At 56.5% G+C, this 22,304-nt stretch carries 22 protein-coding genes; 14 read left to right on the plus strand and 8 right to left on the minus strand.

Annotation, left to right across the window (positions count from 1 at the left end; translation table 11 throughout):
• Positions 1-132 precede the first annotated feature (132 nt).
• The 14 genes from AC2FJ5_RS07745 (at position 133) to AC2FJ5_RS07810 (ending at position 13,428) form a co-directional block, all read left to right on the plus strand.
• On the plus strand, positions 133-2,427 hold the full coding sequence (locus AC2FJ5_RS07745) for a bifunctional salicylyl-CoA 5-hydroxylase/oxidoreductase (RefSeq protein WP_496792997.1): 2,295 nt from the start codon (positions 133-135) through the stop codon (positions 2,425-2,427).
• Entirely contained in the window at positions 2,424-3,155 is a 732-nt protein-coding gene (locus tag AC2FJ5_RS07750; RefSeq protein WP_496792999.1) for an SDR family NAD(P)-dependent oxidoreductase, read from the plus strand. Before AC2FJ5_RS07745 ends, AC2FJ5_RS07750 begins: the two co-directional genes overlap by 4 nt.
• Positions 3,152-3,619 (plus strand): MarR family winged helix-turn-helix transcriptional regulator, encoded by a 468-nt coding sequence (locus tag AC2FJ5_RS07755; RefSeq protein WP_496692987.1) that lies wholly within the window; start codon positions 3,152-3,154, stop codon positions 3,617-3,619. Before AC2FJ5_RS07750 ends, AC2FJ5_RS07755 begins: the two co-directional genes overlap by 4 nt.
• Positions 3,609-4,409 (plus strand): enoyl-CoA hydratase family protein, encoded by an 801-nt coding sequence (locus AC2FJ5_RS07760; protein WP_271949998.1) that lies wholly within the window; start codon positions 3,609-3,611, stop codon positions 4,407-4,409. Before AC2FJ5_RS07755 ends, AC2FJ5_RS07760 begins: the two co-directional genes overlap by 11 nt.
• Positions 4,409-5,560: an acyl-CoA dehydrogenase family protein gene (locus AC2FJ5_RS07765; RefSeq protein ID WP_496793000.1), complete on the plus strand. Its 1,152-nt coding sequence runs from the start codon at positions 4,409-4,411 to the stop codon at positions 5,558-5,560. Before AC2FJ5_RS07760 ends, AC2FJ5_RS07765 begins: the two co-directional genes overlap by 1 nt.
• A complete protein-coding gene (locus AC2FJ5_RS07770) occupies positions 5,560-7,170 on the plus strand; it encodes an AMP-binding protein (protein ID WP_496793002.1) in 1,611 nt (536 codons plus the stop codon). Before AC2FJ5_RS07765 ends, AC2FJ5_RS07770 begins: the two co-directional genes overlap by 1 nt.
• 126 nt (positions 7,171-7,296) lie before the next feature.
• Entirely contained in the window at positions 7,297-8,427 is a 1,131-nt protein-coding gene (locus tag AC2FJ5_RS07775) for an ABC transporter substrate-binding protein (protein WP_496701247.1), read from the plus strand.
• Between the two features lie 51 nt (positions 8,428-8,478).
• The gene (locus AC2FJ5_RS07780; RefSeq protein WP_281995512.1) at positions 8,479-9,399 is read left to right on the plus strand and encodes a branched-chain amino acid ABC transporter permease; all 921 of its coding nucleotides are present in this window, start codon (positions 8,479-8,481) and stop codon (positions 9,397-9,399) included.
• 2 nt (positions 9,400-9,401) lie between these two features.
• Positions 9,402-10,382, plus strand: coding sequence for a branched-chain amino acid ABC transporter permease (locus AC2FJ5_RS07785; protein WP_496789287.1), 981 nt, complete (start codon positions 9,402-9,404; stop codon positions 10,380-10,382).
• Positions 10,375-11,124 carry an ABC transporter ATP-binding protein gene (locus tag AC2FJ5_RS07790; protein WP_496793003.1) on the plus strand — a complete coding sequence of 250 codons (750 nt, stop codon included), beginning with the start codon at positions 10,375-10,377 and terminating at the stop codon, positions 11,122-11,124. Before AC2FJ5_RS07785 ends, AC2FJ5_RS07790 begins: the two co-directional genes overlap by 8 nt.
• Positions 11,121-11,807, plus strand: a complete 687-nt coding sequence (locus tag AC2FJ5_RS07795) for an ABC transporter ATP-binding protein (RefSeq protein WP_496702295.1) — start codon at positions 11,121-11,123, stop codon at positions 11,805-11,807. Before AC2FJ5_RS07790 ends, AC2FJ5_RS07795 begins: the two co-directional genes overlap by 4 nt.
• Positions 11,807-12,214: an acyl-CoA thioesterase gene (locus AC2FJ5_RS07800; protein ID WP_142637803.1), complete on the plus strand. Its 408-nt coding sequence runs from the start codon at positions 11,807-11,809 to the stop codon at positions 12,212-12,214. The genes AC2FJ5_RS07795 and AC2FJ5_RS07800 overlap by 1 nt, the downstream gene beginning before the upstream one ends.
• The gene (locus AC2FJ5_RS07805; RefSeq protein WP_496793005.1) at positions 12,211-12,606 is read left to right on the plus strand and encodes a RidA family protein; all 396 of its coding nucleotides are present in this window, start codon (positions 12,211-12,213) and stop codon (positions 12,604-12,606) included. Before AC2FJ5_RS07800 ends, AC2FJ5_RS07805 begins: the two co-directional genes overlap by 4 nt.
• A 309-nt stretch (positions 12,607-12,915) precedes the next feature.
• Positions 12,916-13,428: a hypothetical protein gene (locus AC2FJ5_RS07810; protein ID WP_496793007.1), complete on the plus strand. Its 513-nt coding sequence runs from the start codon at positions 12,916-12,918 to the stop codon at positions 13,426-13,428.
• A gap of 15 nt (positions 13,429-13,443) precedes the next feature.
• On the opposite strand, the gene AC2FJ5_RS07815 is transcribed toward AC2FJ5_RS07810, so the two are convergent.
• The 8 genes from AC2FJ5_RS07815 to AC2FJ5_RS07850 form a co-directional block, all read right to left on the minus strand.
• Positions 13,444-15,243 carry an aminopeptidase P family protein gene (locus AC2FJ5_RS07815; protein ID WP_496793009.1) on the minus strand — a complete coding sequence of 600 codons (1,800 nt, stop codon included), beginning with the start codon at positions 15,241-15,243 and terminating at the stop codon, positions 13,444-13,446.
• Positions 15,236-16,231 carry an ABC transporter ATP-binding protein gene (locus AC2FJ5_RS07820; protein WP_496793011.1) on the minus strand — a complete coding sequence of 332 codons (996 nt, stop codon included), beginning with the start codon at positions 16,229-16,231 and terminating at the stop codon, positions 15,236-15,238. Before AC2FJ5_RS07820 ends, AC2FJ5_RS07815 begins: the two co-directional genes overlap by 8 nt.
• Positions 16,228-17,220, minus strand: a complete 993-nt coding sequence (locus AC2FJ5_RS07825; RefSeq protein WP_496793013.1) for an ABC transporter ATP-binding protein — start codon at positions 17,218-17,220, stop codon at positions 16,228-16,230. Before AC2FJ5_RS07825 ends, AC2FJ5_RS07820 begins: the two co-directional genes overlap by 4 nt.
• Before the next feature lie 2 nt (positions 17,221-17,222).
• Entirely contained in the window at positions 17,223-18,080 is an 858-nt protein-coding gene (locus AC2FJ5_RS07830) for an ABC transporter permease (protein ID WP_496701234.1), read from the minus strand.
• Positions 18,077-19,018 (minus strand): ABC transporter permease, encoded by a 942-nt coding sequence (locus AC2FJ5_RS07835; protein WP_142637818.1) that lies wholly within the window; start codon positions 19,016-19,018, stop codon positions 18,077-18,079. Before AC2FJ5_RS07835 ends, AC2FJ5_RS07830 begins: the two co-directional genes overlap by 4 nt.
• Positions 19,019-19,075: 57 nt before the next feature.
• Positions 19,076-20,659, minus strand: coding sequence for an ABC transporter substrate-binding protein (locus AC2FJ5_RS07840; protein ID WP_271950020.1), 1,584 nt, complete (start codon positions 20,657-20,659; stop codon positions 19,076-19,078).
• A gap of 133 nt (positions 20,660-20,792) precedes the next feature.
• A complete protein-coding gene (locus tag AC2FJ5_RS07845) occupies positions 20,793-21,398 on the minus strand; it encodes a helix-turn-helix domain-containing protein (protein WP_281973159.1) in 606 nt (201 codons plus the stop codon).
• 159 nt (positions 21,399-21,557) lie between these two features.
• Entirely contained in the window at positions 21,558-22,259 is a 702-nt protein-coding gene (locus AC2FJ5_RS07850; protein ID WP_496793015.1) for a GntR family transcriptional regulator, read from the minus strand.
• Positions 22,260-22,304 lie beyond the last annotated feature (45 nt).

A 22,304-nucleotide genomic window follows, 5' to 3' on the forward strand; every position in this document is an offset into this window, starting at 1 on the left:
ATACCAACCCGTCGCGATTTTGTGGGTGGATATTCAGAACGTAGAAACTTCAAGTATAAAATATTTTTACTTGAAGGGATGAGCCGCCTGGTCTAGCGTTTCAGGTAAAGCTGCGAATGGGGGAAGGTAACGATGCGTGTTGCATGTCTCGGCGGCGGGCCGGCTGGCCTCTATTTCGGGATTTCAATGAAGCTCCGCGATCCGGATGCCGAAGTGGTTGTTATCGAGCGAAACCGCCCAGATGACACCTTTGGCTGGGGCGTCGTGTTGTCTGATGAGACGCTGGATAACCTTGCCGCCAATGACGCAGCCAGCGCGGCGGTGATACGTAAACACTTTGCCTATTGGGATGACGTAGCACTTGTGCATAAAGGTCAGCGCACCGTGTCCAGCGGCCACGGATTTTGCGGGATCGGACGCAAGCAACTGCTGCTCATTTTGCAAGACCGAGCGCGCGAGCTTGGTGTCGAGATGCGCTTTGAGACCGAGGCGGCATCAGCCTCGGACTATATGATGAACTACGACGTCGTTGTGGCTTCGGACGGGCTGAACTCCAAGTCACGGGCCGAGTTCGCAGATGTTTTTCGACCCGATATAGACCAACGACGGTGTCAGTTCGTCTGGCTGGGTACGCATCAGAAGTTTGACGACGCCTTCACCTTTATTTTTGAGGAAACGCCAAAGGGCTGGGTCTGGGCACATGCCTATCAGTTCGACCGGGATACGGCGACTTTCATCGTGGAATGCTCGCAACAGACCTTCGATGCTTTTGGGTTTGGTGAGATGACCAAGCAAGAGTCGATCGCTTTGTGCGAAGACATTTTCAAAGATCATTTGGGCGGCCATCCCTTGATGAGCAATGCCAGTCATATCCGCGGCTCGGCCTGGCTGCGGTTTCCTAGGGTCTTGTGCGAAAAATGGAGTTACAAAAACCTGGTATTGCTGGGAGATGCCGCAGCGACCGCACATTTTTCCATTGGCTCGGGAACAAAGCTAGCACTGGAAAGCGCTATAGCGCTGGCTGACTTTCTCCATAAAGAAGATACGCTTGAAGCGGCTTTCGCGAGGTATGAGGACGAGCGTCGTCTTGAAGTGTTGCGCCTGCAATCGGCAGCGCGGAACTCGGTCGAATGGTTCGAGAATGTCGAACGTTACCTCGATCAGGATTCGGTTCAGTTGAATTACGCGATGCTGACACGGTCTCAGCGGATCAGCCACGAGAACCTGCGCCAACGCGATGCCAACTGGCTGGGGCATGCCGAGGCATGGTTCATGCAACAGTCTGGGGGCGCGGTTGATGGTCAGGCCCGGCCCCCGATGTTTGCGCCATTTCGCCTGCGGGGGATGCAGTTGAAGAACCGGATCGTGGTGTCACCCATGGCACAGTACAAGGCGGTTGATGGGTGCCCGGTTGACTGGCACCTGATCCATTACGGTGAAAGGGCCAAAGGTGGCGCCGGGCTGGTATACACCGAAATGACCTGTGTCAGCGCCGAAGGCCGGATCACCCCAGGATGCCCGGGGCTTTATGAGCCCGAACACGAGGCCGCATGGGCTCGACTCACCGAATTTGTCCATGCGGAAACCGACGCCAAAATATGCTGTCAAATCGGCCATTCGGGCCGCAAAGGTTCAACCTGCATCGGGTGGGAAGGAATGGACCAGCCGCTGAAGGAAGGAAACTGGCCTTTGATATCAGCTTCGGCGATCCCTTGGTCCGACGGTAACGCTGTGCCCAGCGCGATGGATCGTGCAGATATGGATAGGGTCACGTCCCAATTTGTGACCGCAACCCGGATGGCAGATCGTGCTGGGTTTGACATGATCGAACTGCATGCGGCGCATGGCTACCTCATCTCGTCCTTTATCTCTCCTTTGTCGAACACGCGCGACGACATGTATGGGGGCAGTCTTGAAAACCGTATGCGTTATCCGCTTGAAGTTTTTTCAGCTATGCGGTCGACCTGGCCCAAAGATAAGCCGATGGCGGTGCGCATTTCTGCCAATGACTGGGTCGGACCGACTGGCGTGACGCCGCAACAAGCTGTGGATATAGCGGCGATGTTCGATGCGGCGGGTGCAGATATCGTGGATGTTTCCGCCGGGCAGACTTCGACCGATGCCAACCCAGTTTACGGCCGTATGTTCCAGACCCCTTTCGCGGACCGCATTAGAAACGAATGCGGCATCAGTACAATGGCGGTGGGGAACATCTATGAAGCCGATCACGTAAATTCGATTCTCATGGCCGGTCGTGCGGATCTGGTGTGCCTTGCCCGGCCTCATCTGGACGATCCGTACTGGACCTTGCACGCGGCTACGGCGTTGGGGGACCGGCAGGAAACTTGGCCCCGCCCCTATGAAGCCGGGCGGGATCAGGCTTGGCGCCTGGCAGATCGCATGGCGGAAACGGCGGGTGAAGTATGAAACATGTCGTCATAACCGGCGGCGGCACCGGCGTTGGTGCGGCTATAGCCCAAGACTTCGCGAATGGCGGAGCAGCCGTTACCATTTTGGGCCGTACAGAGGCCAAGCTGCAGCAGCAAGCTTTGCCGTATGTCCTTTGTGATGTGACCGATGACAAGCAGGTCCGAGCTGCTATTGAAACAGCAAGGGCAGAACGCGGCCCGATTTCAATAGCGGTTGCGAATGCCGGCGCGGCCCATTCGCTTCCGTTTCATCGGATGACCGCCGATGATCTGCGGACCCTGACGGATGTGAATCTGGTGGGTGTTTTCAATCTATGGCAGGCGGCTTTGCCTGACATGCAAGCCGCAGGAGCGGGCCGTCTGATTGCCATCGCGTCCACCGCCGGATTGAAGGGCTATCCTTATGTTTCCGGCTATTGTGCGACAAAACATGCGGTGGTCGGGCTGACGCGGTCTCTGGCGGTCGAACTTGCGGCGACGGGCATCACTGTCAATGCGGTTTGCCCGGGGTTTGTGGAAACGCCGATGTTGGATCGCTCGATTGCGAACATCGTCGAGAAGACGGGAATGAGCTCAGAAAATGCGGTGAAAAGCCTGAAAAAGATAAACCCACAGGGTCGTTTCATCCAGGTCGAAGACGTAGCAGGTGCCGTGAGGTGGTTGTGCTCGGATGCGGCAAATTCAGTCAATGGCCACGCGCTTAGCCTGTCCGGAGGCGAGATATGAACCCAAACCCGCTTCAAGCACCATTGGAAGATCCATCCAAAGAGAGGTTGCGGTTATGGCTGCGGCTGCTCAAGACCACGCGTGGCATCGAGGCAGCGCTAAGAGAGAACCTCAGGTTAGAGTTCGACACGACACTGCCGCGTTTCGACGTGATGGCAGCCCTGTCGCGGTTCGAAGATGGGCTGAAGATGAGCGAAATCTCGGGTGCGCTGCGCGTTTCGAACGGGAATGTGACCGGAATCGTGGATCGGCTGGCTGATGACGGCCTGCTAGTGCGCGTACCTGTGCCTGGGGATCGTCGTGCCCATCGCGTACGCATGACACAAAAAGGGTGCGAGGAATTCGCACGTCAGGCCGCGGCGCATGAGGCTTGGATATCCGATATGCTTGGCCAGTTTTCCGCCGAGGACGCCCGCACTCTGACAACCGAACTCACTATTTCGGAGGAAATCGATGGCCAGTGACGTCAAACATTTTCGCTGCGAAATCCGGAACCGGGTTGCAACGATTGCACTGAACCGACCAGAGCGTAAGAACCCTTTGACCTTCGACAGCTATGCCGAACTACGTGATTGGTTCAGGGATCTGGTCTATTCAGAAGAGGTAGATGCAGTGGTGTTCGCCTCAAATGGTGGCAATTTCAGCTCGGGCGGCGATGTGCACGATATCATCGGTCCGCTAACGCGCATGAAGATGAAGGACCTGTTGCTCTTCACGCGAATGACCGGAGATCTCGTCAAGGCGATTGTGAATTGTGGCAAGCCGGTGATTGCCGCGGTGGACGGTATTTGCGTGGGGGCCGGGGCCATCATCGCTATGGCTGCGGATTTGCGTATCGCCACCCCGCAGGCCAAATGTGCATTCCTGTTCACGCGGGTGGGGCTGGCAGGGTGCGATATGGGGGCCTGCGCCATCCTGCCCCGTATTATCGGGCAGGGGCGTACGGCCGAACTGCTCTATACCGGACGCAGCATGACCGCTGATGAGGGGCTTTCCTGGGGGTTCTACAATGCGGTGGTTGATCCATCCGAGCTTGACGCTACCGCGCAATCTCTGGCTGACCGTATCGTGGCAGGCCCCAATTTTGCGCATATGATGACCAAGACCATGCTGGCGCAGGAGTGGTCTATGTCGATCGAACAGGCAATCGAAGCAGAGGCGCAGGCCCAGGCGATCTGTATGCAAACCGGAGATTTTGAACGCGCCTACAAGGCCTTTGTTGCAAAAGACAAACCAGTATTCGAGGGCGATTGATGGCAGATCAGAGCTTTCTTTCGTGGCCATTCTTTGACCCTCATCACCGGGGCTGGGCGGATCGGGTGCAAGAGGTCGCTCGGGGACTGACTATTGACCATGGCGACCCGGACCAGGCTTGTCGCGATCTGGTCCGCCAGCTGGGCGACGCCGGGCTGCTGCAGCCTACTTCGGACGAAAGCGGCCGTTTGGATGTCAGGACGCTGTGCCTCAGCCGTGAAACACTTGCCCGCCATGATGGGTTGGCCGATTTCGCCTTTGCAATGCAGGGGCTTGGAACCGGTGCGATCTCGTTGTTCGGCTCAAAAGGCCAAAAGGCGCATTGGCTGCCGCAAACGCGCTCTGGTCAGGCTATCGCGGCCTTTGCATTGACTGAACCTCAATCGGGGTCGGATGTGGCAAATTCGACAATGACGGCTATCCGTGATGGCAACGACTTTGTCCTGAACGGTGAAAAGACATGGATATCGAACGGGGGTATCGCAGATGTCTACACCCTGTTCGCCCGTACTGGCGAGGCACCCGGGGCCAAAGGGTTGTCAGCTTTTATCATCACTCCTGATCTGAAGGGTTTCGAAGTTGTCGGGCGACTGGACACAATCGCGCCACACCCATTGGCGACGTTGCGTTTCAATGATTTGCGTGTGCCGGCTAGCGCGATGATCGGTCAAGCTGGCGCAGGATTTCGTATTGCAATGTCTGTGCTGGACCTGTTCCGCCCGACGGTGGCGGCCGCTGCGCTGGGATTTGCACGACGCGCGCTGGATGAGGCGCTGACACGGGTATCGGAACGGCAGGTGCAAGGCGCCCCGTTGTTTGAATTGCAGATGGTGCAGGGGCACATCGCCGAGATGGCATTAGATGTCGATGCTTCGGCGCTTTTGATCTATCGGGCAGCGTGGGCCAAGGACAGCGGAGCGGCGCGCATCACACGTGAGGCGGCGATGGCCAAGCTGTTTGCTACCGATCAGGCGCAGTTGATTATCGACAAGGCGGTTCAGTTGTTTGGTGGCGATGGGGTGCGTTCTGGGATGGCGGTTGAATCTCTGTACCGAGAAATCCGTGCCTTGCGCATCTACGAGGGCGCCTCGGACGTTCAAAAAGTAATCATTGCACGTCAGACGATGGCCGCGCACATGGAGGGAAGGTGATGCTTGGACCGTCTGCACATACCGACACGTTCAGCCGCGATAACCTGCCCCCCCAGGATCAGTGGCCCGACTTCCTGTTGGCGGGTTTTGCATATTCCGATCATGTGAATGCAGCATATGAGCTGACCGATGCCATGGTTGCCAAGGGCTTTGGTGATCATACCGCTTTGATCGGCAATGGTCGGCAACGAACTTATAAAGAGCTCAGCGACTGGACCAACAGGCTGGCACATGTATTGGTCGATGACTTGGGGGTCGAGCCGGGAAACCGGGTGCTGATCCGATCGGCTAACAATCCGGCAATGGTTGCGTGCTGGCTTGCCGCAACCAAGGTGGGTGCGGTCGTCGTCAATACTATGCCGATGTTGCGCGCTGCAGAACTGACGAAAACTGTCGATAAGGCGGAAATCCAGTTTGCATTATGTGATACCCGGCTGATCGACGAAATACAGTCCTGCGCCAGTGATAGCCGGTTCCTGCAGCGGGTCGTCGGGTTCGACGGAACTTCAAACCACGATGCCGAGCTTGATCGTCTAGCACTTGAAAAGCCGGTACAGTTCGATTGCGTTAAAACCGGGCGCGACGACGTGGCCTTGTTGGGTTTCACCTCCGGCTCGACAGGTGAGCCCAAGGCCACCATGCATTTTCACAGAGATATTCTGATCATTGCCGACAGCTATGCGCGTGAGGTGTTGCAGGTCGTTCCAGAGGACGTTTTTGTTGGTTCTCCACCTTTGGCCTTCACATTCGGGTTGGGTGGTTTGGCGGTGTTTCCGTTGCGGTTCGGCGCGACTGCAACCCTGTTAGAACAAGCCTCGCCTGCGGGCATGATCGAGATAATCGAAAAATACAAAGCGACTGTCTGTTTCACTGCGCCAACCGCCTATCGGGTCATGCTGCAGGCGATGGATGACGGTGTAGATCTGTCTAGTCTGCGTGCGGCTGTGTCGGCGGGCGAGACCTTACCGCAGCCAATCTATGACGAGTGGATTTCCAAGACAGGCAAACCAATGCTCGACGGGATCGGCGCGACCGAGATGTTGCACATCTTTATTTCAAACCGGTTTGACGATCACCGCCCAGCCAGTACCGGCAGGCCGGTTACCGGATATGAGGCCAAAGTACTAAACCCAGACGGAACTGAAGCTGCAGTTGGGGATATCGGACGCCTGGCTGTTCGTGGTCCGACAGGGTGCCGGTATCTGAATGATAAGCGGCAGGCGGGTTATGTGACAGATGGGTGGAATATCACTGGTGACAGCTTTTATCGGGACGCAGAGGGGTATTTTCATTTTTCTGCGCGCAATGACGACATGATTATCTCGGCCGGATACAACATAGCCGGACCCGAAGTCGAAGCCGCACTTCTGGCGCATGAGGTCGTTGCGGAATGCGCGGTGATCGGCGTCCCAGATGCTGAAAGGGGTCATATTGTCCAAGCACATATTGTTCTGGCTTCAGGCACGGCTGATGACGCTATGCGCGAAGCCCTTCAGGCTCATGTGAAATCTATGATTGCCCCGTATAAATACCCGCGCTCGATCCGGTTCTGCGATGGTTTGCCCAAAACCGCGACCGGAAAAATCCAGCGTTTCCGCCTGAAATCATGATCAATGTATGTAGAATATAGCGGGAAGAAAGAATGTAAGAAAAAGACCGAATTGCCAAAGGCATAGACCGAACGTTGAGAATAATGACATAAATCGCGTTCATAGGGCCAACGAAGGGAGAAGACGATGAAGAGACTATTGGCGGCTGCAGCGATCACCGCGCTGTGCGCGACGGGTGTTACAGCGGAAGTTAAGGTGGGGATGATCACAACGCTTTCAGGCGGCGGGGCCGGTTTGGGCATCGACGTACGGGATGGGTTCATGCTTGCGATTGCTCAATCGGGGCGGAATGATATCGAGGTGGTGATCGAAGACGACCAGCGCAAACCGGATATCGCGGTACAGCTGTCAGACAAGATGATCCAATCCGAACGTGTAGATGTGATGACCGGTATCATCTGGTCAAACCTGGCGATGGCGGTTGTGCCAGCCGCCGTGAACCAGGACGTTTTCTATCTGTCACCCAATGCGGGCCCGTCACCTCTGGCGGGGAAGGGCTGTCACCAGAACTATTTCAACGTCGCCTGGCAGAACGACAACCTGCACGAGGCCGCGGGCGCATACGCCAATGGTGCGGGTTACAAGAGCAGCTTCATACTTGCTCCGAATTACCCGGCGGGTGTCGACGCGCTGACTGGCTATAAACGCTTTTTCGAAGGTGATCTGGCCGGTGAGATCTATACCGAGCTTGGCCAGACTGATTATGCAGCTGAAATCGCGCAAATCCGCGCAAGCGATGCGGATAGCGTCTTTTTCTTCCTGCCCGGCGGGATGGGGATTTCGTTTCTGAAGCAATATGCCGACAGCGGGATCGATCTTCCAGTTGTTGGCCCAGCCTTCAGCTTTGATCAGGGCATTCTGCAGGCGGTAGGCGATGCGGCGCTGGGCGTGGTGAACACTTCGCAGTGGAACAAGGATATCGACAACCCGACCAACGCTGCCTTTGTTGAAAGCTTTCAGGCAGAATACGGACGTCTGCCCTCGCTTTACGCCAGTCAGGGATTCGATACCGCTAACCTGTTGCTTGCCGCGCTTGACAAGGCTGACCCGTCAGATGCGGATGCCTTCCGCGAAGCGCTGAGGGCGGCGGATTTCAACAGCACACGAGGGGATTTCAGCTTTGGCCCGAACCATCATCCGGTTCAGACCATCTATGCGCGCGAAGTGATCAAAGAAGGTGATGTATTTACCAATAAGATCCTTGGCGTAGCTCTTGAAAACCACTCTGATGCCTACGCGGCCGAGTGCAAAATGTAACTGAATTTCTGCCTGCCCCTAAAAGTGGGCGGGCAGATCACCGGAGTTTCCATGTCCTCGATCCTGATTATCGAGCAGATCCTGAACGGGCTGCAGTTCGGCGTCATGTTGTTTTTGATGGCTGCTGGCCTGACGCTGATCTTCGGGGTGATGGGCCTGATCAACCTGGCCCATGGCTCTTTGTACATGGTGGGTGCATTTGCCGCTGCAGCAGTTGCAGGGGCGACCGGGTCATTTCTGCTTGCTCTGATTGCTGCTCTGGCTGCGGCCGCACTGGCAGGGGTGATCGTAGAAATGCTCGTTATCCGGCGGCTTTATCAGGCACCACATTTGGATCAGGTTCTGGCCACCTTTGCACTGATCCTGATCTTTTCCGAAGGGACAAGGTGGGTCTTTGGGTCTTTCCCATTGTTCCTGGATATTCCAGCGGCACTTTCGGGTCCGATCACGCTGCAGGGCGGGATCGAATATCCCCTCTATCGCCTAACCCTGATCGGGATTGGTCTTGCTGTTGCAGTAGGTTTGTGGGCCCTGATCGAACGCACGCGTTTGGGTGTGCAGATACGGGCCGGTAAGAACGACCGGGAAATGATTGCCGCACTGGGCGTCGACATCTCGAAACTTTATACGTTGGTATTTGCACTAGGGGCGGGGCTGGCGGGGCTTGCCGGTGCTTTGGTTGGGGCAATTCAGTCGGTACAGGTGGGCATGGGTGAACCTGTTCTGATCCTGGCCTTCGTGGTTATCGTAATCGGTGGCATAGGCTCGGTTCGAGGGGCGTTCATCGGGGCGCTGTTGGTTGGGCTAACCGACACGCTGGGCGGGGTTTTCCTGCCCGAGCTGTTCAAACTGTTCATGGAACCGGGAGCCGCTCAGAAAAGCGGCTCGGCTCTGGCATCAATGGGAATCTATGTCCTGATGGGATTGGTCCTGATCTGGCGCCCAACAGGTCTGTTCGGAGCCCGCGCATGAGAATGAATGAAAGATACATCAATGGCCTGATGATCGCCGGCCTGCTGGCGCTGCCCCTTTGGGCGCTGGCCGCGGACCAGCCCTTCACAATCACGCTTGTGACGCGGGCGGTGATCTTGGCGCTTGCAGCGGTTGGTCTGAATGTCATCCTGGGAATTGGGGGGTTGGTCAGCTTTGGCCATGCTGTTTTCTTCGGGATCGGCGGCTATGCGATGGGCATTCTGACCTATCACGCGCAGACCTACACGGCACTGGATCTGGGCTTGATTTCTATCGAAGGCAGTAAATCCATGCCCGTGATCTGGATAGTTGCGATGCTTACTTCGGGCATTGCTGCCTTTTTCGTCGGTCTTCTGTCCCTAAGAACGTCAGGCGTTTATTTCATTATGATTACGCTGGCCTTCGGACAGATGTTTTACTACTTCGCGATTTCTTGGGCGCAATACGGGGGCGAAGACGGATTATCCATCTATGTTCGCAACGGTTTTCCCGGCCTCAACACATTGGATCCGATCCAGTTTTACGGCATCTGTTTCGCGCTGCTATGTCTCGTCCTGTTCCTGTTTGCGCGGATGCAAGCCGCGCCATTCGGGCTGGCTCTTAATGCGACGCGGCAATCTACGGCGCGGGTCGAGACCGTGGGATTGAACCCCATGCGTCTGAAACTTCTGGCCTTTGTTCTGTCCGGCGCTGTCACTGGTCTGGCCGGGGCGCTGTTTGCCGATCTCAACCGGTTCGTTTCGCCGTCTATGTTCAGTTGGCAGCTTTCTGGCGAATTGATTGTGCTGATAATCATCGGAGGTGTCGGGCGCCTGATGGGTCCGGTAATTGGGGCTTGCGTGTTTGTCGCGCTCGAGCATTTTCTGGGCGAACTAACCGATTTTTGGCATGTATATTTGGGTGTTGTTCTGCTGTGCATCGTTCTGTTTGGTCGCGGTGGCCTGATTGGGCTGCTAACCGGGAAAGAGGGGGCACATGTCTGATCCGGTCCTTGCCACCGAGAGTCTGAACAAAAGCTTTGGTGCGTTAAAGGCTACGGATAACGTCTCGATTGATCTCAGGCCAGGAGAGATCCACGCCATCATTGGTCCGAATGGAGCGGGAAAATCCACGTTGATCCAGCAGATCTGCGGAGGTTTGCAACAGGATTCGGGGCGTGTTTTGCTGTGCGGACAGGATGTGTCGGACCTTGGCACGCAAAAGCGGGCAAGGGCAGGGATGGGGCGGACGTTCCAGATATCGGAACTGTGCATGGAAGATACGATTCTGGAAAACGTCGTGTTGAGCGCCATGGGTGCGGAAAACCTCGTATGGCGGTTCTGGAAACCTGCCTTGAAACGGCCAGAGCTGCTCGAAAGGGCCGAGGCTGCGCTGGAAAGGGTGGGCCTGGGCGATGAACGCGAAACGCGTTGTGCAAATCTCAGCCATGGTCAACGCCGCCAGCTTGAAGTCGCCGTGGCTTTGACTTTGTCACCTCGGGTCTTTGTCATGGATGAACCGATGGCCGGGCTTGGCGCTGGAGGGTCCAAGCGGTTGACCGGGTTTCTTGACGGTCTGCGGGAAGAGGCGCCCATCCTCCTTGTCGAACATGATATGGACGCCGTTTTTGCGCTGGCTGACCGGATCAGCGTATTGGTCTATGGCAAGGTGATCGCAACCGGGACGGCAGATGAAATCCGCGCAAGCCGTGAGGTGCGCGATGCCTATCTGGGGGATGAGGCATGACTTTGTTGCGGGTAGAAAACCTGACCGCGACATACGGCGTCAGTCAGGCTTTATTTGGTGTCGATCTTTCTCTGGCGCAGGGCGAGGTTACAGCCCTTATGGGGCGCAATGGGATGGGCAAGACCACGACTGTCAAAGCCATTTGCCGGATGATCCGGTCCGAGGGCACCTTGTCGCTGAACAATCAGAATCTGCACGCTTTGCCCAGCTATAAGGTCGCGCGTCTTGGTGTCGGGCTGGTACCCGAGGGGCGCCGGTGCTTTGCCGATCTGACGGTGCGCGAGAATCTGATCGCCGCTGCCAGACCCGGTGACTGGACATTGCAGAAGGTGGCTGAACTGTTCCCACGGCTAGAGGAACGTCAGGGCCAAGGGGCAGCCTCACTATCCGGCGGAGAACAACAGATGCTGGCTATCGGGCGCGCCCTGATGACAAATCCGCAGCTCTTGATCCTCGATGAAGCAACCGAAGGGCTGGCTCCGATCGTGCGACAGGAAATCTGGTCGGTCTTGCATCGCCTGAAACAGGAAACCAATGTTTCGATCCTGTTGATCGACAAGTCTCTGAAAGAGTTGGCGCTGGTGTCTGACCGCGCGGTCATTCTTGAGCGCGGTAAAACAGTCTGGTCTGGCGCGATGGTGGATCTCGGTCATGACATCACAGAAAAATATGTGGGGGTCTGATGACTTTTGAATTCCACCAAAAGGTTCTGTTCAAACATTGCGACCCGGCGGGGATTGTCTTTTTCCCGCGCTATTTCGAGATGATCAATGATTGCGTTGAGACCTATTTCGATCAGGTGCTATGCAAACCGTTTGAAGAGATTCATCCTGTTGGCGCAGTGCCTACCGCACAGATACAAACCCGATTTTCAGCGCCCAGCCGTCACGGTGACCATTTGATATTCCGGATGAAGATCACAAAGATCGGACGCAGTTCAGCCGAATACTCGGTCGTAGCCAGTTGTGCGCAAGAGGAGCGACTGACAAGCGTAGCAACGCTTGTTCATGTAGATTCAAAGGGCGGTCCAACGGCCTGGCCCGCAGACATCCGTAAAAAACTCGAGGCATTCAGGGACGACGCGCTATGAGCCACAAGACAATTCACCCCGACGGCTGGTTGCCTGCCAAAGGATATGCCAATGGCGTTTTGACCAAAGATGGAACGTTACATATCGGCGGACAAATAGGATGGGACGCGAACAAGAAATTTGTCAGCGGCGGGTTCATCGGACAGATGAAACAGGCGCTGAAGAATATCGTTGATATTGTCGAGGCCGCTGGTGGCTCGGCCCGCGATGTGACCCGCCTGACCTGGTTCGTAACTGACAAACGCGAATATCTGTCTCTGCAAGCCGAAGTTGGGGCCGCCTATCGTGAGGTTTTCGGCAGGCATTTTCCTGCGATGTCAATGATCATCGTGGCGGGTTTGGTCGAAGACGAGGCCTTGTTGGAAATTGAAGCGACAGCACATTTATCCTGAAGGCAAGCGACATTGAAACCGGCCCAGCGGAATGAATATGAGCGATTTTCACCATAGGAGGTGAGAATTCTGCCAAACCTCTTTTCTGAAATCACAGGGCCGCCGAAGCGGGTTGCAGCGGCCTAAATCGCGCTGGATTTAGTACTCGTACCGGAGTGAAAAGGCCAACGTGCAGGGCGTAACCAAGTCATTTGGGCGACCGATTGAATGGTGAAGGGAGACAAAGACAAACTTCCGCCGCTATTTCGTCAGATCAATCACAAATTCATATTTCAAACAGATCCTCAACAAAACATGAGGGTCGACGCAGTGAATAGAGTCACAAGGCATCTAAGTCTCGAAAGACGGCGGTTGTCGCTGATTGCGGCTCTGGCTTTTGCCTCAGGTTTCACTCTTTACGCACATATAGATGCAACGCGTTTCGGATTGCCCGTCCCGGTTGTTATCGGCCTGATCTATATGGCTGTCATTGTATGCGCGACGGCTCTATCCACCTATTTCCTTCCAGGCTTGCGCCGCGTCACGGATACGGTGGCGATGACGCGTCTGGCATTTGCTCTTTGGGTGGCCGGAACCCAAAGCCATGAGATCGCAGCCTCGCCCACAATCAGCGCCGCCGTTGTGGTAGGGGGCGCGATCTTCGTGTTGCAAACGGGTTCTTTGGTTCAAAAGCTGGCCGGTAATCGACCGGATTTCGGCTTTGTCCCTCACATTGTTGGAAACACGCGTCTGTTTCTGGCCTGGTTGGATAACGCCTGCGAATATCAGGGTGCCCGGGTCCAGCCGGTATTTGCAGGAAAGACGCCTCGAACGGTGGTCTGATGGCAAAACTCTGGTTTATTTGGTCAGCGTTGCACAGGCCGTCTGGGCCCATCTAAGGGCCAGAGGCGAAAGATGCGGCCCGACCTGTCTGAGAACCTTGGCATGATAGTCATTGATCCAGTCAATTTCTGACTGGTTCAGCATATCTGGCATCAACATATCCGTCTGGATCGGGATCCAGGTCATGTTCGAGAACTCCAGAAATCCGTCATCTGCCTCGACAATCTCGAACAGGTTTTCGATGCGAATGCCGAACCTGCCGGCCTCGTAATATCCCGGCTCGATCGACATAACCATGCCAGGCATCAGGTCGACCGGGTTGTAAGGTTTGCCAATGCGCTGCGGATGTTCATGGACAGACAACCGGTGGCCAATTCCATGACCCGTACCGTGGTCATAATCCAATCCCAGATCCCACAGCGGGCGGCGACAGATTGCATCAATGTGATGGCCCTGTGTGCCTGCAGGAAAGCGCAGCGTGGCCAGAGCGTGAAAGGCCTTGAACACTGCGGTATAGGCCCGGTCATATCCATCAGGCCGCTGAGGCCCGAACGAAAAGCTGCGCGTGGCATCCGTTGTGCCGGTGTCGTACTGCCCCCCGGAATCCAGCAGGTATGTGCCCCGCGGTTGGATCGGAACGGTATTGTTGGCCTCGGTCGCGTAATGGCACATCGCGGCATTGCCATCGGCGGCCGAGATTGTGTTGAAGCTTTCGTGGATGAACCCATCCTGAGCGCGGCGGAAGGCCAATACCCGCTGTTCTGCTTCACGCTCGGTCACCGGTTCAGCCTGTTTCTGTACCTGAGCCGCCAGCCAGGCGCAGAATTCGGTCCAGGCGATCCCGTCCCGGATATGGCAAGCGCGCAACCCTTCCAGTTCCGTTGTATTCTTGCGGGCTTTGGTTTTGCTTAACAATCCGTTGACCGGCACGCCCTTCGCTCCGGTACGCTCCAGCACTTGTTTGACCGCCGTCGGCGAAAAATCGGGGTCGAAAATCACAGCCTGGCCGGGCGCTGTGAGATCACTGAGTGTAGACAGAAAACCATCCGGCGCCTGAACCGAAACATTTTCCGGCATGTGGTCAGTGACATCGGCATCCAGTTTTTGGTCAGACACGAACCAGTGCACTTGGCCCGAGCTTTGCAACAGAAGGAAAGAGTTGGGAACAGGGTTGAAAGCCACGTCTGAGCCACGCACATTAAGCAGCCAGGCGATGTTGTCGGGCTGAGTTTCCACCAGCAAGTCGGCCTCTCGGCGTGTTAGCTCTGTGGCCAGATCCGAGATCTTATCACCCGCCGCCCGGCCCGAAAACTGAAGTGGAAATGGCTCGATCTGTCCTTGGGGGGCAGCGGGTTGGTCGGTCCAGATTGCATCGACCGGATTTGAAGCCGTCGCTACCATCGCGGCACCGCTGCCTTCCAGCCCGTGCTCAAATCGGTCAAACCAGACCGGCGGTAGGTGCATCGAGTCAAAGCCGATTTTCCATCCTTTCTGTGCAACGGCGGCCAGCCAGTATTCGGGCGGCTCGTTAAACAGATGATGGTGCGAGAAAACAGCCTCGGCACACTGGTTTGCAGCCTGCACCACATAGCGGCCATCGACAAATAAAGCGACAGTTTCGGGTGTGACGATGGCCATGCCTGCCGAGCCGCTGAAGCCAGTTACAAAGGCGAGGCGTTCATCATGAGGGGCAACATATTCGCCCTGATGTGCGTCGTAGCGGGGTACGATAAAGGCATCCAGACCTTGTGCTTTAAGCTCTGCGCGCAAGGCCGAAACAATCGCGGATCGGTCGGTTCCGGGGGCATCAAGCATCGGCATTTATCTCTTCAACATGGTGACAGGCGACCTCGCCACGATTTTCAGAAGGCATCAGGGCAGGCACTTTGGTTTCGCATATGTTGCTGGCGTGAGGGCACCGGACATGGAACGGACACCCTGAGGGCATGTTCAGTGGTGAAGGCAGCTCTCCCTCAAGCCGCTTGACGGCACCGCGGTTGTCGGGGTCCAGCGAAGGGGCGGCTGAAAGCAGAGCTTGGCTGTAAGGGTGGGAGGGGGCGGAAAACAAGGTTTCGCTGTCGCCGATTTCAACGATCCGCCCAAGGTAGATTACCGCGACCCGGTTTGAAACATGACGGACAAGCCGCAGGTCATGGGCCACAAACAGGATTGTCAGATCAAGTTCCCGCTGCAGGTCCAGCAACAGGTTTACCACCTGCGCCTGAACCGAAACATCTAGTGCCGAGACCAGTTCGTCCGCAATCAGAACTTCGGGTTCGACCGCCAATGCGCGCGCAATGGCGATCCGCTGACGCTGACCTCCGGAGAATTCGTGCGGCAGCTTGTCTTGCGCGTCCTTCGGAAGGCGGACCAGATCAAGCAACTCGGCCACACGGTCGGGAATTTCTGCTTCTGGGCGCATGTTGTGAACGCTCAGGGCTTCGGTCAGAATTTGCCCTGTTGTCATCCGGGGATTGAGCGATGAATAGGGGTCCTGAAACATCATCTGAACCCGGCGGTTATAGGTGCGGTCAGCTTTGATTTCGCCGTCGAATATGTCCTGACCTTCAAAGTGGATTGAACCGTCGCTGGGCTTATGAAGGCGCACGATACACCGGGCTAGTGTGGACTTTCCACACCCGGACTCTCCGACGACGCCCAGAGTTTCGCCGCGGGTCAGATCTAGGCTGACACCATTCAGCGCCCGTACTTCGCGACCAGGACGCCGCGAAATGACATCGCCGATGCTGCGGCCCATTGGGAACCGCAGATGCAGGTCACGGATTTGCATCAGGGCGGTCATGCGGCGTTCCCTTGGGTTTTGGTTATCGGGTTGAAACAGGCGACCTGTCTATGTTCGGTGATCAGGGTCATCGATGGGCGCTCTTGCGTGCAGGCGTCTATGCAGGCGGCACAGCGCAGTGCAAACGCGCATCCGGCAGGCAGGGCATCCAGTGCCGGCGGCACTCCGGGAACAGAATATAGCGGCGTGCGAGGAGCGATGTTTTCGGGCACAGACCGCATCAGACCCACAGTGTAGGGGTGATGCGGTGCCCGCAGCACATCGCGGACCGGCCCTTGTTCGACGATCCGCCCCGCATACATAACGGCCACGTTGTCGCAAGTCTGGGCAACCACGCCAAGATCATGGGTGACCAGCACAACCCCCATATCCATATCCTGCGCCAGTCGCAGGATCAGATCGAGGATCTGCGCCTGAATGGTCACGTCCAGTGCTGTGGTGGGTTCATCCGCCAGCAACAGTTTGGGTTCTGCGGCAAGCGCTATTGCGATCATGACCCGCTGGCGCATTCCGCCGGAAAATTGGTGAGGATAATCCTTCAAGCGTTGCGCTGCCGAGGGAATGCCGACGAGGTCCAGCATTTCGATTGCCCGATCCAAGCGCGCGGCGCGGGGCAGGTCGGTATGGGCACGCAGGGTCTCTTCCAGTTGCAGTCCGACTGTCAGCAGCGGGTTCAGCGAGGTCATCGGTTCCTGAAAAATCATCGCGATTTCGCGACCCTGAAACCGACGAAGAGCCCTGTCTGACATGGATATCAGATCACGCCCATTCCAGCGCACCTGGCCGGTCACGTCGCCATAGCGGCGCGCCAGCCCTATGATCGAGCGCAACGTGACGCTCTTGCCCGAACCGCTTTCGCCGACCAGCCCCAAAACCTCACCCCGGTTCACGCCGAAACTGACATCGCGAAGCGCAGGCAACGCTCGACCGTTCTTGTGAAAGGTTGTGCTTAGCCCGGTTACTTCTAGAAGTTTCGTTTGGTCCTGCATCGCTATCCCCGCGGTCTCAGCAGATCGGCAAGCCCATCGCCCAAAAGCGAAAAGCCAAGGCCGGTCAGAACGATGGCGATGCCGGGCATCAGGCTCAGCCACCAGGCGGTCGAGATAAAGTTGCGCCCTTCGGCGATCAGCACACCCCATTCGGCTTGCGGTGGTTGCGCCCCCAACCCCAGATAGCCAAGGGATGACCCCAGCAAGATCACCAGCGCCATGTCAGTCATCCAATAGACAATAACCGGTGTTATCGCGTTTGGCAGCAAGTGGCGGAAGATGATGCGGCTGTCGGAATATCCCATCACCACCCCGGCCGAGGCATAGTCATTCCCCATTTGAGCGATTACCTCGGCCCGCATCAGGCGCGCATAATAGACCCAGTAAACAACTGAAATCGCGATATACATGTTGATCAGGCCCGGCCCTAGAACCGCAACCACGGCAATGACAAGAACCAGGAAAGGAAAGGTGATTACGGCGTCAACGATGCGGCCAAAGATCATGTCCGCGATGCCGCGATAGTACCCGACCAGCGCGCCAACCGTTATACCGGTGACCAATGCGAATACAGTCCCGAAAATTGCCATCTGCATGTTGACCTGATAGGCCCAGATGACGCGGGATAGGCTGTCGCGCCCTAACAGATCAGTGCCGAACGGATGTGCCCAGGATGGTGGTTGGCGCAGGGCCTGATAGTCGATTGCACTTGGGTCATAGGGCGCGAATACGCCGGGAAACAGGGCAAGCAGCACCGAAAACCCGATGATGATGCACCCGGCCACGAACCCAGGCTTGCGCAAGGCCCGCTGCATGAAGGTGGGGCGCTGCGAGGTGCTGTTGAAGGTCGCGTCACTCATTGCAGGCGCATCCTTGGGTCAAGGCGACTCTGAAACAGGTCGGTCATCAGGAAAACCACGGAAACCAGAACAGCAAATGTCAGGGTCAGCCCCTGAATCAGGGGGTAGTCGCGGGCAAAGATAGCCTCGAGCATCAGGCGCCCCATTCCGGGCACGGCGAATACGGTTTCGGTGACCAATGTCCCGCTCATCAGATTGCCGATGGACAGGCCCAGCAGGGTTACCGTTGAAATCAGCGCATTGCGCAGGACGTGGCGACCCAGAACCAAACGAGGCGGCAGGCCTTTGGCACGCGCGAACTGGACATATTCGGCGTCCAGAACCTCGATAATCGCGCTGCGCAGGTTCCGCATGATGATGGCCGAGGTGTAAAGCGCTACGGTCACTGAAGGCAGGAACAGGTGATAGAGCCGCTCGGTAAAGGTGTCGCCATATCCTCCGACCGGAAACAGGCGCAGCTGTGCTGCCAGAAAGGTCAACAGAACGAGGCCAATATAGAACACCGGCATCGACAGCCCGATCTGAAAGACGGTGCGGATCACCGCATCAGGCCAGCGGCCCCGGTTGAGCGCAGCAACAAAGGCCAGCGGACCGGCAATCAGCAGCGACAAAACCACCGAATACACGGTCAGGAAGACAGTGATAGGAAGACGGTCAGAAATCACATTGATCACATCCGAGCGCATCAGGATAGACCGACCCAGATCGCCCTGCACGGTATTGGTAAGGAACAGCCAGAATTGCACCAGCATAGGTTCGGTCAACCCAAGCCGTTCACGGATGGCCTGGATGTCGGCGTCCGAGGCACGATCACCGGCCATCGCAATGGCAGGGTCCCCCGGTAGCAATCGAACAAGAAGAAAAATAATGATCATGACCAGGAAAAAGGTCGGGATCATCATCAGGAGTCGTTTGAAGATATAGGACAGGCTGGACAAAGCGAGCTCCGCAAATTTGTCCCGCCGCCTGAAAGCGGCGGGACCAGGGGTCTTACCTTAGCGGCTGACGGTTGCTTGATCGAAGATATTGTTGCCCAGAGGGGTCTGGACATAGCCTTCGACAGCCGAGCCAACAGCAACGGCAAAGGGCGTCTCATACATGAACAGCAGGGGGGCTGCCTCGGCATAGAGCTCTTGCATTCGGGCGAATTTCGCTTTGCGCGCCTCGGCGTCCATTTCACCGGCGGCTTCGTCGAACAGGGTGTTGAACTCGGCGTTTTCCCAGCCGGTTCCTACCGCCTTGGCTGTGGGCGTGTGGCCCAGCCAGCCCACCACTTGGCTGGGATCATTTACATCGTTGACCCAGCCATAGGTGTGAATGTCAAACTCACCTGATCGGTTCTTTGCGCCGCGTGTTGCGCCGTCCACTTGCTCGACCACAAGATCGACGCCCAGAGGAGCCCACATCTGCTGAAGCGCCGCAAAGATGGTCGCATCGTCCGCAGAACCTGCCAGCGTGGTAAAGGTGATTTCGGTTCCATCGGCAAACCCGGCCTCGGCCAACAATGCCTTGGCCTTGTCCACGTCATAGCCATAGAGCGGGGTCATGTCGGCGGCATATTGGGTAGCCTTGGCCATCAACGGCGAGCTCATCGGTTGACCCGCGCCATGCAGTACCAGCCCGATCAACGCTTCTTTGTTGGTGCCATAGTTCAGCGCCTGCCGGACGCGGGCGTCGGCCAGTGGGTTGGCAGAACCATCGGCTCGGTTATCGCGCGTATTGATTGGCGAATAGATGATCCGCGTGGACGGATAGAGGTTCATGTTGATGTTAGAATCCTGCTCCAGCTCGGCCACACGGCTGAACGGGATGAATTCTGCGGCATCAACTTCTCCGGCCTGCAAACTCAGGATGCGGGTTGCGTCATCCGGGATGATCTCAAAATGTACGGCATCCAGATAGGGCAGAGCTTTGCCGTCTGCGCCCATGCGCCAATAGTTTTCATTGGCGCAGAAATCCATCGATGCACCTTGTTCAAAGCCACACAGATAGAAGGGGCCAGAGCCTACTCCGGCGGCTGTGGCGGCAAATATCGCAGCGGATTTTTCCTGATCTGTTGCACCTTCTGCGGCCTCAAAGGCCGCTTTGGACACGATTGCCGTGTTGAATGTGGCCAGCATGGACAGGATGGTTGGATCCGGGCTGCCAAGGGCAACCGTGATCGCGTTTCCATCTGCGGTAACCGCGTCGATCGAACCCAGCAAGCCAGCCCAGGGGCTCAGGTCGGGATTGCGCGCTCGGTCGAGGGAAAAGACTACATCGTCACCTGACATGGGCGTACCGTTTGCGAATTTGATCCCCTCGCGCAGGGTCAGCGAAACCGTTTTACCATCGTCAGAGACTGTATAGGTCTCAGCAAGGCCGGGTTCGACGGAATTGCCGTCGGCACTGCTCCGCAGCAGGGTGTCGAACAGGCTGCCGACCATCCAGATATCAGGGTTGCGATCCGCATAGATCGGATCAATCAGGCGCGACCCGTCATAGCGTGCAAAGTTGAGTGTGCCGCCTCTTTCCTGTGCCAAAGCAGGCATGGCCAGGGTGGCGGCAACGGTTAGTCCCAAAACCGTCTTCAGTTTCATAATCAGTCCTCCCGCAGAATGAATTCATGCTCGGGGCGACCATATCCGATTCTTAACAATACTAAAGCTTTTTTTAGTGGTGGGTGAAAAATGGCCAAATGTATTTAGGCTGACCTCTGTTCGGTTGGTCAATTTAACTTGCCACAAAGCCGGAATCATTGATCGGAGAGGTTGTTACCCAAAGCTCTACGGCTTCTACGTCCCCCAATACGACTGAGAAATGACGGGTAGATGTGTCGTGGTGAACGACGTCACCTGGCGACATAATGAAAACCTTGTCACCAAGGTGATATTCAAGCCGTCCCGAGATCAGATAGCAAAACGCCTCGCCCTCATGCCGCATCTTTTCGGAAACGTGCCCCGGGGGGCGATGAACGATCTGTGGGTTGAACAATGCACCGGTAAAACCAGGGCCCAGCTTCTCATAAAACCTGCCCCGCATACCCAGGGAATATGTCTGGCGGTTGTCCTTTGCCACATATTCGCTGAACACCTCGGGTACGCTGAGCAGCTTTTCGATGCTGGTTTGAAGTGCAGCGGCAATCGCCATCAGCGAGGTCAGCGAGGGTGAGCTCAGGCCGCGCTCGACCTGAGACAGAAAGCCCGTTGTCAGATCAGAGGTCTGTGCGACCTTGTCCAAAGTCAGGCCCATCGCCTTGCGCCGCCTGCGAATTGCCTGCCCCAACTCGGTCGGCGTGCCCTTCGGCTTTGATTTGTCGCGCGCGTTTGCTGCGTTCATTCCCTGTCTCCCGGAATCGTGGGTTGCCGCGCATTCAACCGGATCGCAGAGGAAATATCAAAATTTTTTTTAGCAGAGGTAAATTTTTTTGGGAAAATCCGGGTGTAAACCTTCAAACCTCTCAATTTTTCCAACGGCTTAGTATCTAGCGAAACAGAATCAGAGTCTGATTGAGTGACGCCGATCCGCCGAGATCATGTCGCGGATGTTCTGGACGATTTGTTCCGCATGGGCGCTCGCCAATCGGTCGGCCTCGGTGATGTCCTGGGCCGCTATAGCTGCGATTATGTCGTCATGTTCCAGGGAATACCGATCCGGTAACCGATCCCCAAAGGACGAATAATAGGGCCGCATGATCCGTTGCCCTTCGTTCAGCAATCTGCGCGTCAGGCTTTCGTAATATGGGTTGCGCCCTGCTTTGGCGATTGCATTATGAAGCTCTGCATTTTTTGCGATCATGGTCAGAACGTCATTTTTGGCAGCTGCATCCGAAAATTCCTGCTGCCGCATGCGAATGTCGCACAGATCCTGGTCCGTTCGGTATTCGGCGGCCAGCCGGGTTGTAACGCGATACATCAGGGTCATCGCATCAAAGAATGTGTGAAGATTCAAAAAGTCTATGGGCGCCACGATGCTCGCGCGGTTCGGCAGTGTCGCCACCAACCCTTCCGACGTCAGCCTGACAAGGGCTTCACGGATCGGGGTGCGCGACATCGAGAACCGCTCGCTCAGCTTGGCCTCGTCTATGGCGCTGCCGGGCGCAAGGGCGAGGTCGATGATTTCGTCCCGCAGGGTTTCATAGACGAACTGAACGCCTGATCCACGTTTGCGGCCGGCTTCGACCGGCTTTCGTTTTTCCATGTCAGAGCATTCCCTAGCCGCTGGATCGCGGTCCATCTGCGTTCG

It is taken from the genome of Ruegeria sp. CDSA221 (assembly GCF_059611825.1).